Source organism: Rhodococcus sp. NPDC019050 (genome assembly GCF_055664235.1).
This window is the reverse complement of sequence record NZ_JBVOON010000002.1, coordinates 42,016-55,752: the sequence shown is the minus strand read 5'-3', so window position 1 is coordinate 55,752 and position 13,737 is coordinate 42,016. Positions and strand designations below refer to the sequence as shown.

General features: G+C 67.8%; 11 protein-coding genes. 7 read left to right on the top strand and 4 right to left on the bottom strand.

Annotated features, from left to right (window positions below):
• Positions 1-8: 8 nt before the first annotated feature.
• Positions 9-1,595: an acetyl-CoA hydrolase/transferase family protein gene (locus AC0B44_RS02835; protein WP_471901424.1), complete on the bottom strand. Its 1,587-nt coding sequence runs from the start codon at positions 1,593-1,595 to the stop codon at positions 9-11.
• 368 nt (positions 1,596-1,963) lie between these two features.
• Here AC0B44_RS02835 and AC0B44_RS02830 point away from each other — a divergent pair, with 368 nt between their 5' ends.
• The 5 genes from AC0B44_RS02830 to AC0B44_RS02810 all read left to right on the top strand — a co-directional run bounded on the left by AC0B44_RS02830 (position 1,964) and on the right by AC0B44_RS02810 (position 7,562).
• Positions 1,964-4,096, top strand: coding sequence for a RecQ family ATP-dependent DNA helicase (locus AC0B44_RS02830; protein ID WP_471901423.1), 2,133 nt, complete (start codon positions 1,964-1,966; stop codon positions 4,094-4,096).
• Positions 4,097-4,237: 141 nt separating this feature from the next.
• On the top strand, positions 4,238-4,756 hold the full coding sequence (gene ectA, locus AC0B44_RS02825) for a diaminobutyrate acetyltransferase (protein WP_471901422.1): 519 nt from the start codon (positions 4,238-4,240) through the stop codon (positions 4,754-4,756).
• 60 nt (positions 4,757-4,816) lie between these two features.
• Entirely contained in the window at positions 4,817-6,100 is a 1,284-nt protein-coding gene (gene ectB / locus AC0B44_RS02820; protein WP_471901421.1) for a diaminobutyrate--2-oxoglutarate transaminase, read from the top strand.
• Between the two features lie 56 nt (positions 6,101-6,156).
• Positions 6,157-6,555 carry an ectoine synthase gene (locus tag AC0B44_RS02815; protein ID WP_471901420.1) on the top strand — a complete coding sequence of 133 codons (399 nt, stop codon included), beginning with the start codon at positions 6,157-6,159 and terminating at the stop codon, positions 6,553-6,555.
• A 71-nt stretch (positions 6,556-6,626) separates the two neighbouring features.
• On the top strand, positions 6,627-7,562 hold the full coding sequence (locus tag AC0B44_RS02810) for a D-isomer specific 2-hydroxyacid dehydrogenase family protein (RefSeq protein ID WP_471901419.1): 936 nt from the start codon (positions 6,627-6,629) through the stop codon (positions 7,560-7,562).
• A 20-nt stretch (positions 7,563-7,582) separates the two neighbouring features.
• Here AC0B44_RS02810 and ligD read toward each other — a convergent pair whose 3' ends face one another.
• Positions 7,583-8,545: a non-homologous end-joining DNA ligase gene (gene ligD / locus AC0B44_RS02805; protein ID WP_471901418.1), complete on the bottom strand. Its 963-nt coding sequence runs from the start codon at positions 8,543-8,545 to the stop codon at positions 7,583-7,585.
• Positions 8,546-8,675: 130 nt separating this feature from the next.
• On the opposite strand from ligD, the gene AC0B44_RS02800 reads away from it, so the two are divergent.
• Positions 8,676-10,214, top strand: coding sequence for an ATP-dependent DNA ligase (locus AC0B44_RS02800; RefSeq protein ID WP_471901417.1), 1,539 nt, complete (start codon positions 8,676-8,678; stop codon positions 10,212-10,214).
• A gap of 5 nt (positions 10,215-10,219) precedes the next feature.
• Positions 10,220-11,071, top strand: a complete 852-nt coding sequence (locus tag AC0B44_RS02795) for an NAD-dependent protein deacetylase (RefSeq protein ID WP_471901416.1) — start codon at positions 10,220-10,222, stop codon at positions 11,069-11,071.
• 3 nt (positions 11,072-11,074) lie between these two features.
• Here AC0B44_RS02795 and proB read toward each other — a convergent pair whose 3' ends face one another.
• Both proB and obgE read right to left on the bottom strand, forming a co-directional pair.
• On the bottom strand, positions 11,075-12,175 hold the full coding sequence (gene proB / locus AC0B44_RS02790) for a glutamate 5-kinase (protein ID WP_471901415.1): 1,101 nt from the start codon (positions 12,173-12,175) through the stop codon (positions 11,075-11,077).
• A 23-nt stretch (positions 12,176-12,198) separates the two neighbouring features.
• A complete protein-coding gene (gene obgE / locus AC0B44_RS02785; RefSeq protein ID WP_471901414.1) occupies positions 12,199-13,656 on the bottom strand; it encodes a GTPase ObgE in 1,458 nt (485 codons plus the stop codon).
• Positions 13,657-13,737 lie beyond the last annotated feature (81 nt).

Below are 13,737 nucleotides of genomic sequence, written 5' to 3'. Positions count from 1 at the left end.
GGTTTCTGTTACTGCTCCGGGTTCGCGCGCATCGTGCCGGTGCGCGCGAACCTGTCGTGGAACGAGAACGCCTCACCCAGAAGGTGCGGGGTCTGCCCGGCGCCGGGTAATGCCTCGGCACGCTCGACGTAGTCGTGTAGTTCGGCGCGGAAATCCGGATGGGCGCACCGCTCGATGACGACGCGGGACCTACGCCGCGGCGACAGGCCACGCACGTCGGCCAGTCCTTGCTCGGTGACGATCACCTGAACGTCGTGTTCGGTGTGATCGACGTGCGGCACCATCGGCACGATCGACGAGATGGCTCCGTTGCGCGCGGTCGACGGGCTGAGGAACATCGAAAGGTATCCGTTGCGGGTGAAGTCACCCGAACCGCCGATGCCGTTCATGATGCGCGTACCCATGACGTGCGTGGAATTGACGTTGCCGTAGATGTCGGCCTCGAGCATCCCGTTCATGGCGATGATGCCGAGCCTGCGCACGATCTCCGGGTGGTTGCTGATCTCCTGCGGCCGCAGCACGATGTGATTGCGGTAGAAGTCGATGTTGCGGACGAATTCGTCCAGTCCCGCCTCGGACAGCGCCAGCGCGGTGGACGACGCGTAGCGCACCGTTCCGTTCGCGATGAGTTCCAGCATGCCGTCCTGAATGACCTCCGAGTAGCAGGTCAGCCCGCGGTAGGGGCCATCGGAGAGTCCGGCCAGTACCGCGTTGGCGACATTCCCGATGCCGGACTGCAACGGCAGCAGCGTGTCGGCCGGGAGGCGGCCGGCGGCGACCTCGTGCGCGAAGAAGTCGAGCACGTGCCCGGCGATGGCCTGGCTGGTCGCGTCGGGTGCGGTCAGTGGGTTGGCGCTGTCGGACACGTCGGTTTCCACCACCGCGACCACGCGTGCGGGATCGACGCGGAACGTCTGCTGTCCGATCCGGTCCTCGACGTCGGTGAGCTGGATCGGTGTGCGGTGCGGAGGGAGTGCGGTGCCGTAGTAGATGTCGTGGACACCGGACATCGCGTCGGGAATCCAGGAGTTCACCTCGAGGACGATCTTCTCGGCGACATCGAGCCACGTCTTGTTGTTCCCGACGGACGTCGCGGGAATCAGTTCGCCGGATTCGGTGATACCGGCGACTTCCACGACCGCGACATCGACGTGGCCGTAGTAGCCCTCCCACACCTGTTGAGCGACATGCGACAGGTGGATGTCGACGTAATCCATCCGGCCGTCGTTGATGCGCCCGCGCGCCGTGGGTTCGGCCTGGTAGGGCATCCGCAGCGCGATCCCGTCCGCCTCGGCGAGCAGTCGTTCGGTTTCCGCCGAAACGGACGCGCCGGTGAGCAGATTGATCGTGAAGTCGTCCCCGGTGGCTCGGGCGCGCCGGATGTGGTCGGCGAGGGCGGGGGTGACCCGTTTCGGGGTGCCCGCGCTCGCGAATCCACTGATCGCGACGGTGTCGCCGGACCGGATGTGCCGCACCGCTTCCTCGGCGGAAACGATCTTGCGCCTGAAGGATTCGTTACGGATGCGGCCTGCGGAGGTGACTCCGGCGACTGTCTCCGCCTTCGACGGCGCAGAAGAGAGGGTGGGTGCGTGCATGGCGATGAGAATAGAGGGAGCGGGAGAATCGCCGATCACACTCGCGGAGCCGGCGCGATGCCGATCACGTTCCCGGTGGACTCCGGAGACGAGTGATCCTCGGGGGTACCGGACCGGGAAACAGCTGTACCGCAAAGTGTTTCGAACATATTGCCGACCGAGGGGTTGGCACGAAGCGCCACCCCGACCAGGCGCTCGACTCGCCCGACCGCGAGCACACCGCGAGTGCGTTCGTCGCGCACTCGGCACCACTCACCGACCGAACCGTCCGTTCGTCGTAGAAATACGCCTGCCCGCCCCGCCCCGGTTGGAGCGGCCCGGCACGCGGTGTCACCGTTCGGGTCGGTGCCGTCGGGCACGATGGGACGATGAGCATCCCCACCGACGGCCTGCGCGACGACGCCGAACATCTCCTCCGCGAGCTTGCCGGACCACAGGCCCGCCTGCGCGACGACCAGTGGACCGCCATCGAGGCGCTCGTCGTCCACCGGCGGCGTGCACTGGTGGTCCAGCGCACCGGCTGGGGAAAATCCGCCGTCTACTTCATTTCCGCCAAGTTGCTGCGGGCACACGGCCACGGTCCCACCGTGATCGTCTCCCCCCTGCTGGCGTTGATGCGCAATCAGGTCGCCGCCGCCGAGCGAGCAGGCGTGCGGGCCGCGACCATCAACTCCGGCAACATGACCGAGTGGGACGAAATCCACGAGCGGATCCGATCGGGTGATGTCGACGTCCTTCTCGTCAGCCCCGAGCGGCTCAACAATCCTGACTTCCGCGACCAGGTGCTGCCGGCCCTCGCGCGGGATGCAGGTCTCGTCGTGGTAGACGAGGCGCACTGCGTGTCCGACTGGGGCCACGACTTCCGGCCCGACTACCGGCGCATCCGCACTCTCGTCGCGGACCTCGGTGACGGGGTACCGGTCCTGGCTACCACCGCGACCGCCAACGACCGGGTGGTTGCCGACGTCGCCGCGCAGTTGGGGGTCGGGGCGTCGGTGCGACCCGACGGTGCCGACGAGTCGTCGTCGAACGGGACCCTGGTGCTGCGGGGAGGGCTGGACCGGCCGTCGCTGCACCTGTCGGTCGTTCGTATCGACGAACCCGCCCGGCGCGCCGCGTGGCTGGCCCAGCATCTGAACGAGCTTCCGGGTTCGGGCATCGTCTACACCCTGACGGTGTCGGCCGCGCGCGACCTTGCCGCCCTGCTCTCCGACCACGGCTATGCCGTCGCGGCGTACACCGGTCAGACCGACCCGGCCGAACGTGAGCAACTCGAGGCGGACCTTCTCGCCAACCGCGTCAAGGCGCTCGTCGCCACCTCCGCGCTGGGCATGGGGTTCGACAAGCCCGATCTGGGGTTCGTCGTCCATCTCGGGGCACCGTCCTCGCCGATCTCCTATTACCAGCAGGTCGGCCGGGCCGGGCGTTCCACCGATCGTGCCGAGGTCGTGCTTCTCCCCGGCCCCGAGGACCGGCAGATCTGGCAGTGGTTCGCGTCCGTGGCGTTCCCCGAGGAGTCGCTGGTGCGGCGTGTCATCGATGCGCTCGACTCCGAACGGCCACTGTCGACCCAGGCGCTCGAGCCGCGGGTCGACCTCAACCGGTCCCGACTCGAAATGGTGCTCAAGGTGCTCGACGTGGACGGAGCGGTCCGCCGCGTGAAGGGCGGGTGGATCGCGACGGGGCAGCCGTGGGTGTACGACGCGGATCGGTACGCCCGGCTCGAGCAGGCACGCACCGCCGAACAGAACGCGATGATCGAGTACGAGCGCACCACCGAGTGCCGGATGGTGTTCCTTCGTCGCCAACTCGACGATCCGGAACTGTCCGCGGACACCCCGGGGTGCGGGCGCTGCGACAACTGCGCGGGGTCGCGGTGGTCCGACGCCGTGGACGAGCAGGAAGTGGCCCGGACGAAGGCGCGCCTCGAACGACCGGGCGTCGACCTTCCACCGCGACGACAGTGGCCCACCGGTATGGCAACGCTCGGGGTGAAACTGTCGGGGCGGATCACCGACGGTCCCGAACCGGGCCGGGTGCTGGGCAGGTTGTCCGATCTCGGTTGGGGTCCCCGCCTCCGCGCCCTTCTCGACGCGCCGGACGGCCCCGTGCCCGACGCGGTGGTGCAGGCTTCGGTGGCGGTGCTCGCGTCGTGGGACTGGGCGCAACGCCCCACCGCGGTCATGGCGGTCGAGTCTCCGACGCATCCGATCCTGACCGCCTCGCTGGCGTCGCGTCTGTCACATCTCGGCCGACTGCAGGATTTAGGTGTATTACGACGCCGAACCGGGCATCCCGAGGCGACGGCCGCGAATTCGGCATATCGGATCGCCGCGCTCGTCGACGCGTGGGAAGCGCCCGACCTCAGCGGAGTGAGCGGTCCGATCCTCCTCGTCGATGCGGTGACCGACACCGGTTGGACGCTCACGATGGCGGCGAGAACTCTCGTCGCCGCGGGGGCAGACGCGGTGTTGCCGTTCGCGCTCGCGAGCCCCAAGTAATCGCTACGAGGAGACCAGACGCTACATGTTTGTGACCGGTATCACACCACATGCTCTACCTGCAGGAAGCGCGGACTTTAGCACCCGAGCCGGGCGAAAAGGGTGAATTCGACATCAACTCTTGTTAAGTTACGAGGACTTATGAAGCCTGTTACGGAAAGTAGTACCCCGTCTGACGAACCGGCTGAATTGAGTTTCCGGAGCCCGCGCATCGCCGATGGAAAACGGCTGTGGCAGATTGCCCGCGACTCCGAGGTACTCGATGTCAATTCCGGTTATGCGTATGTGTTGTGGTGCCGTGATTTCGCCGAGTCGTCCGTGGTCGCCACCGACGAGCACGACCGACCCGTCGGGTTCGTGACCGGATATGTGCGACCCGACTCTCCACAGACGTTGTTTGTGTGGCAGGTCGCCGTCGACGCCGATCAGCGTGGTCGTGGCGTAGCCGGCCGGATGCTGGACACCCTGCTCGACCGGCTCGCCCCCTTCGGCGTGACGCGCCTCGAGACCACCGTGAGTCCCGACAACGCCGCGTCGATCGCGATGTTCACGGCGTTGGCTCGCCGCCGTGGAACCCATATCACCCGGAGCGATTTGTTCGCGCCCGACGATTTTCCGGATTCTCACCTGGCCGAGGATCTCTACACGATCGGAGAGTGATCGCTCGAAAAATCGAGTAATGATCACTTCGAATTTTATTTATCGCAGGAGGACCACCACATGACCATCCTGGAACACAAGCCGAGCACCACGGGCGACACCGATATCTTCGCGCATCTCGAATCGGAGGTGCGCAGCTACAGCCGCACCTGGCCCGCAGTATTCGAGAAGGCTTCCGGCTCCTGGCTCCGCAGCGAGAGCGGCAAGGACTACCTCGACTTCTTCGCCGGCGCCGGTGCCCTCAACTACGGGCACAACAACCCGATCCTCAAGTCCGCGCTCGTGGACTACATCATGAGCGACGGCATCACCCACGGCCTCGACATGAACACGGTCGCGAAGCGGGAGTTGCTCGAGACGTTCGAGCAGTACATCCTCGCGCCCCGAGGACTCGACTACAAGGTCCAGTTCCCCGGCCCGACCGGCACCAACTCGGTCGAAGCTGCGCTCAAGCTGGCCCGCAAGGTCACCGGCCGCGAGTCGATCATCAACTTCACCAATGCCTTCCACGGCATGACGCTCGGTGCGCTGTCGGTCACGGGTAACTCCATGAAGCGCGCAGGTGCGGGCGTTCCTCTCGTGCACGCCACGCCGATGCCCTTCGACAACTACTTCAACGGCGTCACCGAGGACTTCCAGTGGTTCTCCCGCGTCCTCGACGACGCAGGCAGCGGCCTCAACCGCCCCGCCGCGGTCATCGTCGAGACCGTTCAGGGCGAAGGCGGCGTCAACATCGCCCGTCCCGAATGGCTCCGCGCGCTTGCCGATCTGTGCAAGGAACGCGACATCCTGCTGATCGTCGACGACGTGCAGATGGGTTGCGGCCGTACCGGTCCGTTCTTCTCCTTCGAGATCGCCGGCATCACCCCCGACATCGTCACGTTGTCGAAGTCGATCGGTGGCTACGGCCTGCCGCTCGCGCTCACGCTGTTCAAGCGTGAACTCGACGTGTGGGGCCCCGGCGAGCACAACGGCACCTTCCGCGGTAACAACCCCGCGTTCGTCACGGCCACCGCCGCCCTCAAGCACTACTGGGCCGACGACAAGCTCCAGCGCGAAACACTGCGCAAGGGCGAGCGCATCCGGCAGACCTTCATGAACCTGTCCGACATGTTCGACGGCGTCTCCACCCGCGGTCGCGGTCTGGTCCAGGGACTCGTGTTCGAGAACCACGAGAACGCGCAGAAGGTCTGTGCCCTCGCGTTCGAGGAAGGCCTTCTCGCCGAGACGTCGGGGCCGTCCGACGAGGTGGTCAAGCTGCTCCCGCCGCTGACCATCACCGACGACGAGCTGGAATTCGGGCTCAACATCCTCGCCGAGGCGACCGCCAAGGTTCAGGCCTGAGCGCATTTCGCTTCCGCTCCCCGAAAACTTCTCACCCGTAAGGATTTTCGACACCCATGATCGTTCGTACGACTGAAGAGATCACCGGTACCGACCGCGACGTCACGTCCGAGGACGGTAACTGGACCAGCAAGCGGATCGTGCTCGCCGGAGACAAGGTCGGTTTCTCCTTCCACGAGACGACCATTCAGGCGGGCACCGTCAACGAGTTCCACTACGCGAACCACATCGAAGCGGTGTGGCTGGTCGAAGGCGAGGGCACCCTCCAGGACCTCGACAACGACGTGGAGTACGAACTCGGGCCGGGCTCGATGTACCTGCTCAACGGCCACGAACGCCACCGCGTCCTGCCGCGCACGAAGATGCGGATGATGTGCGTGTTCAATCCCCCGGTGACCGGCCGCGAGGTCCACGACGAGAACGGTGTCTACCCCCTCGTCGTAGAACCTGCCTGACACCTCCGGAGGGTCGTCGCGCACGGCGCGACCACGTGACCAATTGCGGGGCGGACGCTTAGAGTCGGATCATGACTTTCGAGCGTTCGCCCCGCATTGCTGTCGGCCCGGCACCGGACGAGCGTTTCGACCGGGCGGTCACCGGCAGCGGTGGGATCGTCTGCGGTCTCGACGACGCTCCCGACGCTGTGATCTGGACCGGCGGACCCGACTCGTTCCCCACCTCTCTCCCCCAGTCGGTCCGCTGGGTTCAGCTACCGGCCGCCGGGGTGGAGAGTTGGCTTTCCGAAGGGATCATCCGAGCGCATCCGCAGGTGACCTGGACGTCTGCGGCGGGCGCGTATTCGGCCACCGTCGCCGAGCACGCGCTCATGCTGCTCCTGGCCGGTGTGCGGGCACTGCCGGCGCACCTGGCAGCGACCTCGTGGGATCCCGACGCCTTCTACCCCACGCTCGGAACGTTGCGGGGTTCGACCGTCGGCATCATCGGTGCCGGTGGCATCGGGCGCGCGCTGATCCCCATGCTCGCGGCGCTGGGCGCCCACGCTCTCGCCGTGACGCGGAGCGGCCGTCCCGTGCCCGGTGCGATCGAAACCTATCCCGTCGAGCGGATCGACGAAATATGGCCCCTCGCGGACCATTTCGTGGTCGCCGCGCCGTCGACCACGGAGACCGAACAGCTCGTCGGCGCTGCGGAACTCGCCGCCATGAAGCCGACCGCGTGGGTGATCAACGTGGCCCGGGGCCGTCTCGTCGACACCGATGCGCTGGTCGAGGCGCTACGCCGGGGATCCATCGCAGGAGTGGGCCTGGACGTCACCGATCCCGAACCGCTCCCCGACGATCATCCCCTCTGGTCGTTGCCGAACGCGATGATCACGCCCCACGATTCCAATCCGCCGGCGGTGCGCATTCCCGCCTACGTCGATCACGTGGCCGAGAACGTCACCCGGTTCGCTTCCGGGCTCGTCCCGGTCGCCGTGATCGATCCGAGCGCCGGGTACTGACCGCGCCGGTCGCCCGCCGATCACTTGTCGGCGCGATCGGCGGCGCCGTTCTCCGCTTCGTCCCGGTCGGCCCACTCGAGGAGAGCGTCGAGCGAGAAGACGGCCTCGTCGATCCCCGCGTGCAGGTCGCCGAGTTTCGCGAACCGGTCGGGCATCGTCACGGCGGTGAAATCCCGGGGGTCGATGTCGGGCACCTCGTCCCACGTGACCGGCGCCGAGACCCGCGCGTCGGCGACGCCGCGAATCGAATACGCGCTCGCAAGAGTGTGGTCCCGAGCGTTCTGGTTGTAGTCGACGAACACCGCCGACTGATCGCGGTCCTTGCGCCACCACGTCGTCGTGACGTCGCGGGGCGCGCGGCGTTCGACCTCCCGCGCGAATGCGCACGCGGCCCGGCGCACGTCGTCGAATCCCCACCGCGGCTCGATGCGCACGTAGATGTGCAGCCCTCGCCCACCCGACGTCTTGGGCCATCCGACCGCACCGAGTTCGCCGAGCACCTCCTGCGCTACTCCCGCGACGCGCACCACACGGTCGAACCCGCAGTCGGGCATCGGATCGAGGTCGATACGCCATTCGTCGGGTCGTTCGACGTCGGCGCGGCGCGAGTTCCACGGATGGAACTCCACCGTGGACATCTGAACCGCCCAGACCACGTCGGCAACGCGGGTCACGCACAACTCGTCGGCGTCGCGGTTGTAGCGGGGAAAGTGCACCCGAACCGTCTCGACCCAGTCCGGCGCGCCCTGGGGGAGCCGCTTCTGGTGGACCTTCTCCCCCTCCACCCCGGACGGGAACCGGTGCAGCATGCACGGACGTTCCCGCAACGCCCGCACGATCCCGTCGCCGACGGACCGGTAGTAGTGCGCGACGTCGAGCTTCGTCAACCCGGCCTGAGGGAAGTACACGCGCTCGGGATGTGAGAGCCGCACCGTGTAGCCGTCCACGTCGAGTTCGACGGCTTCCGACGAGTCCTTCCCCATGAGGTCCCCTCCTCGTACGCTCGCGGACCGCCGCGTGCGACCCGGTGAGGTGCACCCATCCTCGCGCGTCGGGCACCACCCCGCATCGTTTTCCGGTGCCGTGGCCGCGCTGCCGCGTTACCGTCGAGCTGTGTTGCTCGAGAGCGTGGTGGAGACGTCGGACGCGGTCGCCGCGACCCGCTCACGGCGCGCGAAGACCGAGGCGCTGCGCGGGTTGCTCATGCTCGCCGACCCCACCGAAGTCGAGTCGGTGGTGTCGTGGCTGTCCGGAGAACTGTCGCAGGGGCGCATCGGAGTCGGATTCCGCACGCTCGCGGGGCTCGCCTTCGCCCCCGCGCCGTCGGCCACGCTCGAGGTGTCCGAAGTGGCCGCGATTCTCGATGCCCTCGCGAAGACCTCGGGCCCCGGTTCGGCTGCGGCGCGGCGCGCACACCTCGAGGAGTTGTTCTCCCGCGCGACCGCCGCAGAACAGCAGTTTCTCGTTCGTCTGCTGGGTGGCGACCTGAGGCAGGGTGCGCTCGAAGGAGTGATGACCGACGCCGTCGCCGCTGCGGCAGAACTGCCGGTCGAGCCGGTACGACGGGCGTTCATGCTCTCCGGACGACTGAGTGGTACGGCAGCGGCCGCCTTCGAGGGTGGTCTCGATGCTCTCGCCGCGTTCCGGATCGAGGTCGGCCGTCCGGTACGGCCCATGCTTGCCTCTCCGGCGCAGTCCCTCGCCTCGGCCCTCGACGAGTTCGACGGCGCCGTGCGCGTCGAATACAAACTCGACGGTGCCCGGATCCAGGTGCACCGTGCCGGAGAGCGCGTGTGGGTGTTCACGCGCACGCTGCGCGACATCACCGACTCCGTTCCGGAACTGGTGGCACTCGTCGCGGGGTTGCCGTGTACCGGTGTGGTGCTCGACGGCGAAACGCTCGCGCTGACCGACTCGGGTCGCCCCCGGCCGTTCCAGGAGACCATGAGCCGGTTCGGGGCGCGCAGCGAGCGCGAACTGCTGTTGCATCCGTACTTCTTCGACTGTCTGCATCTCGACGGGGACGATCTGCTCGACGCCCCCCTGTCCGAGCGGCTCGCGGCCCTCGACCGGGTGGCAGCGGGACACCGGATACCTGCCGTCACGTCGCCTTCCCCGGACGGTGCCCAGGCGCATCTGGAGGCGTCACTCGAGCACGGGCACGAAGGCGTCATGGTGAAGTCCCTCACCTCCCTCTACAGCGCAGGTCGACGAGGACGGGCGTGGCAGAAGGTCAAGCCGGAGCACACGCTCGACCTGGTGGTGCTCGGCGCCGAATGGGGTTACGGACGGCGGACCGGGTATCTGTCGAACCTGCACCTGGGTGCCCGAGATCCCGACGGCGGGCCGCCGATCATGGTCGGGAAGACGTTCAAGGGTCTGACCGACGAGTTGTTGCGCTGGCAGACAAGCGAATTCCCCCTGCACGAGTCACACCGCGACGCGCACACCGTGTTCCTCGAGCCGAGACTGGTGGTGGAGATCGAACTCGACGGCGCACAGGTCAGTACCCGGTACCCGGGCGGTGTGGCACTGAGGTTCGCGCGGGTCCTGCGCTACCGGCCCGACAAATCTGCGGCAGAAGCCGACACGATCGACGCGGTGCGCGCACTGCTGCCCGGCTCCCCCGTCCGCGAGGACGGCCTACCGTAGGAGGGGTGATCGATGTTCGACGTTCCCTCGACGCCCTGAGGTCCCTGGTGGACGGCAAGCGGGTGGCTGTGCTCACCGGAGCAGGTGTCTCCACCGACTCCGGCATTCCGGACTACCGGGGGCCCGGTTCTCCGCCGCGGACCCCCATGACGTTCCAGCAGTTCGCCGGCGACCCCGTGTTCCGGCGGCGCTACTGGGCGCGCAACCACGTCGGCTGGAAGCACATGGACTCCGCGCGCCCCAACCTCGGTCACCGCGCTCTTGCGGCACTGGAACGCGCGGGCGGCGTATCCGGAGTGATCACCCAGAATGTGGATCTGCTCCACACCAAAGCCGGTAGCCGCCACGTCATCGACCTGCACGGTACGTACGCGCAGGTGCGCTGCCTGGAATGCGAGCACCGCATCTCCCGCTTCACCCTGCACGAGCGTCTCACCCTCGCCAATCCCGGTTTCGCGGAACGCGCGCGTGTCGCGAGCGGCCTGGAAGTGGCCCCCGATGCAGACGCGGTCGTCGCGAACACCGACGACTTCGTGGTGGTGGATTGTGATCGCTGCGGCGGGATGCTCAAACCGGACATCGTGTACTTCGGTGAGATCGTGCCCCGGCCACGCGTCGACGACGGGTTCGAGGTGATCGACGACGCCGAAGCACTCGTCGTCGCCGGGAGTTCCCTCACCGTGCAGTCCGGTCTCCGGTTCGTGCGGCGGGCCGTCGCGCGGAGCATTCCGGTGGTGATCATCAACCGGGGACCGACGCGGGGTGACTCTCTCGCCGCACTCAAGATCGAGGCCGGCACCTCGGAGTCGCTGGCAGCGTTGGCATCTCACGTCACCGAGCCGACGCCGACCGCGTAGCGGCTAGATACGCACCAGATCGTCGGCGTGCACGACCGGCCGGTGCAGATCGGCGGGCAGGCTTCGCGTCGAGAAACCGATCATGAAGGCGAGTTCGGTGTCGTCGTAGGCCACCACGCCGCGGGCAACCGTCCGGCCGTCCGGGGCGATGAGCGCCACGACGTCCCCGGCGTGGAAGTTGCCGCTGGTTCCGGTGATCCCGGCCGGCAGCAGCGACCTCCGGCGATCGACGACCGCGCGGACCGCTCCTTCGTCGAGGTGCAGTGCGCCGTGGGTGTCGGCGGCGTGCCGAACCCAGAACAGCCGCGCCGACAGCCGGTCGGGACGCGGCGTGAAGGCCGTTCCGACGTCGGCGGTGGTCAGCGCCCTGGCCGCGTCCGATGCGGCGGCGAGAAGTACCGGCACCCCCGAGTCCGCGGCGAGTCGCGCCGCCGACAGCTTCGATGCCATTCCCCCGGTGCCCAGTGCCCCGCCCGACCCGGCGACCACACCGTCGAGGTCCTCGGGACTGGTGACCTCGGGGATGAAATGGGCCGCGCCCTTGCGCGGATCACCGTCGTAGAGGCCGTCGACATCCGACAGCAGGATCAGCGCCTCCGCGCCGACGAGGTGCGCGACGAGGGCTGCGAGCCGGTCGTTGTCACCGAACCGCAGTTCCGCGGTGGCGACGGTGTCGTTCTCGTTGACGATCGGCACGGCGCCCAGCGACCGCAGGCGGTCGAGGGTACGCTGCGCGTTGCGGTGCTGGATACGCCGAGCGATGTCGTCGGCGGTGAGCAGCACCTGGCCGACTGTCCGGTCGTACCGGGCGAACGAGGTGCCCCAGGCGTGGGCGAGCGCGAGTTGACCGACGCTGGCGGCCGCCTGCTTGGTGGCCAGGTCGCGGGGCCGGCTGGTGAGCCCCAGCGGCGCGAGGCCCGCACCGACAGCACCCGACGACACCACCACCACGCTCGAACCCGCCTGCATCCGCGACTCGATCGCGTCGGCCAGGCGGTCGAGCCGGGCGCGGTCGAGGCCGCCCACCAGGCTGGTGATCGCCGACGAACCGATCTTGACCACCACGCTGCGTGCGTCGGAGATGACCTCTCGCGTGTCGCTCACAACTCTCCTCGGAAAACTCGAAATCAGAAGTCGTCGTCGTCGGAAGCGAGGCCGCGACGGACCTTCTTGGCATGGCGGCGTTCTTCGGCACCGACGCGATCGACCTGATCCAGCCGGGCATCCGTGCCACGGCCGGTACGCACGACGTCGACGCCGGCCGCGGTCTGCGGTTCCCAGTCGAAGCTGACGTCGCCGATGGTGACGGACGCTCCGGGCTGGGCGCCCATCTTGACCAGTTTGTCCTCGACACCGAGACGCGCGAGCCGGTCGGCGAGGTAGCCGACGGCTTCGTCGTTGTCGAAGGCCGTCTGGCGCACCCAGCGTTCGGGGCGCTCGCCGCGCACGATGAATCCACCGGGCACGTCGGGATCGGCGACGACGGAGAATCCGCTCTCGTTCCGCGCGATCGGCCGGATCACGGGACGGGTGGGCTCGGCAGGCGGATGGGCCTCCCGGTACTCCTCGACCATCTTCGCGAGCGCGAACGTCAGCGGCCGCAAGCCTTCGTGGGTCGCCGCGGAGACGGTGAACACCGGCCAGCCACGCTTCTCGAACTCGGGCATCACGAACTCGGCGAGTTCGGCGGCGTCGGGGACGTCCGCCTTGTTGAGGACGACGATGCGGGGGCGATCCGCAAGGTCCCCGAGGCTGTTGTCCCCCGACAGCGCCGGCTGATACGCGGCGAGTTCCGCTTCGAGCGCGTCGACGTCGGAGATCGGGTCGCGGCCCGGGTCGAGTGTCGCGCAGTCCACGACGTGCGCGAGTACCGCGCAGCGCTCGATGTGCCGGAGGAAGTCGAGGCCGAGTCCGCGGCCCTGGCTCGCGCCCGGGATCAAGCCCGGCACGTCGGCGACGGTGAACGTGGTGTCACCGGACTGCACGACGCCGAGGTTGGGAACGAGCGTGGTGAACGGGTAGTCGGCGATCTTCGGCTTGGCCGCGGACAGCACCGACACGAGCGACGATTTGCCCGCCGACGGGAACCCGACCAGGCCGACGTCCGCGACGGACTTCAGTTCCAGGACGAGGTCGCGTTCCTCGCCGTCCTCGCCGAGCAACGCGAAGCCGGGAGCCTTGCGGGCCTTGGACGCGAGCGAGGCGTTGCCGAGCCCACCGCGTCCGCCCTGGGCTGCGACGAACCGGGTGCCGACGCCGACGAGGTCGGCGAGGACGTTGCCGTCGGTATCGAGGATCACGGTGCCGTCCGGAACCTCGAGCACCAGGTCGTTGCCGTTGGCGCCGCTGCGGTTGCCGCCTGCACCCTGGGTGCCGTTGGTGGCCTTGGCGTGCTGGTGGAAGTGGAAGTCGAGCAGCGTGTGAACGTTTCCGCTCACCTCGAGGATGACGTCGCCGCCGTTGCCTCCGTTGCCGCCGTCCGGTCCGCCGAGGGGCTTGAACTTCTCGCGATGGACGGAGGCGCAACCGTTGCCACCCTTACCGGCGCTGACGTGCAGCACGACCCGGTCGATGAAGCGGGACATGGTGTACCTCTTTCCGTCCGAGAACTGTCGAAGCTTCCCGATATCTACTGGCGAACTTGCTGTGTGAAAACGAACTTGCTG

Bases quoted from the DNA above. Each gene is read 5' to 3' on its own strand.
- ectA (WP_471901422.1), top strand. From the start codon at position 4,238: ATGAAGCCTGTTACGGAAAGTAGTACCCCGTCTGACGAACCGGCTGAA.
- ligD (WP_471901418.1), bottom strand. From the start codon at position 8,545: ATGGGGAAGGACTCGTCGGAAGCCGTCGAACTCGACGTGGACGGCTAC.
- AC0B44_RS02815 (WP_471901420.1), top strand. From the start codon at position 6,157: ATGATCGTTCGTACGACTGAAGAGATCACCGGTACCGACCGCGACGTC.
- obgE (WP_471901414.1), bottom strand. From the start codon at position 13,656: ATGTCCCGCTTCATCGACCGGGTCGTGCTGCACGTCAGCGCCGGTAAG.
- ectB (WP_471901421.1), top strand. From the start codon at position 4,817: ATGACCATCCTGGAACACAAGCCGAGCACCACGGGCGACACCGATATC.
- AC0B44_RS02810 (WP_471901419.1), top strand. From the start codon at position 6,627: ATGACTTTCGAGCGTTCGCCCCGCATTGCTGTCGGCCCGGCACCGGAC.
- AC0B44_RS02830 (WP_471901423.1), top strand. From the start codon at position 1,964: ATGAGCATCCCCACCGACGGCCTGCGCGACGACGCCGAACATCTCCTC.
- AC0B44_RS02835 (WP_471901424.1), bottom strand. From the start codon at position 1,595: ATGCACGCACCCACCCTCTCTTCTGCGCCGTCGAAGGCGGAGACAGTC.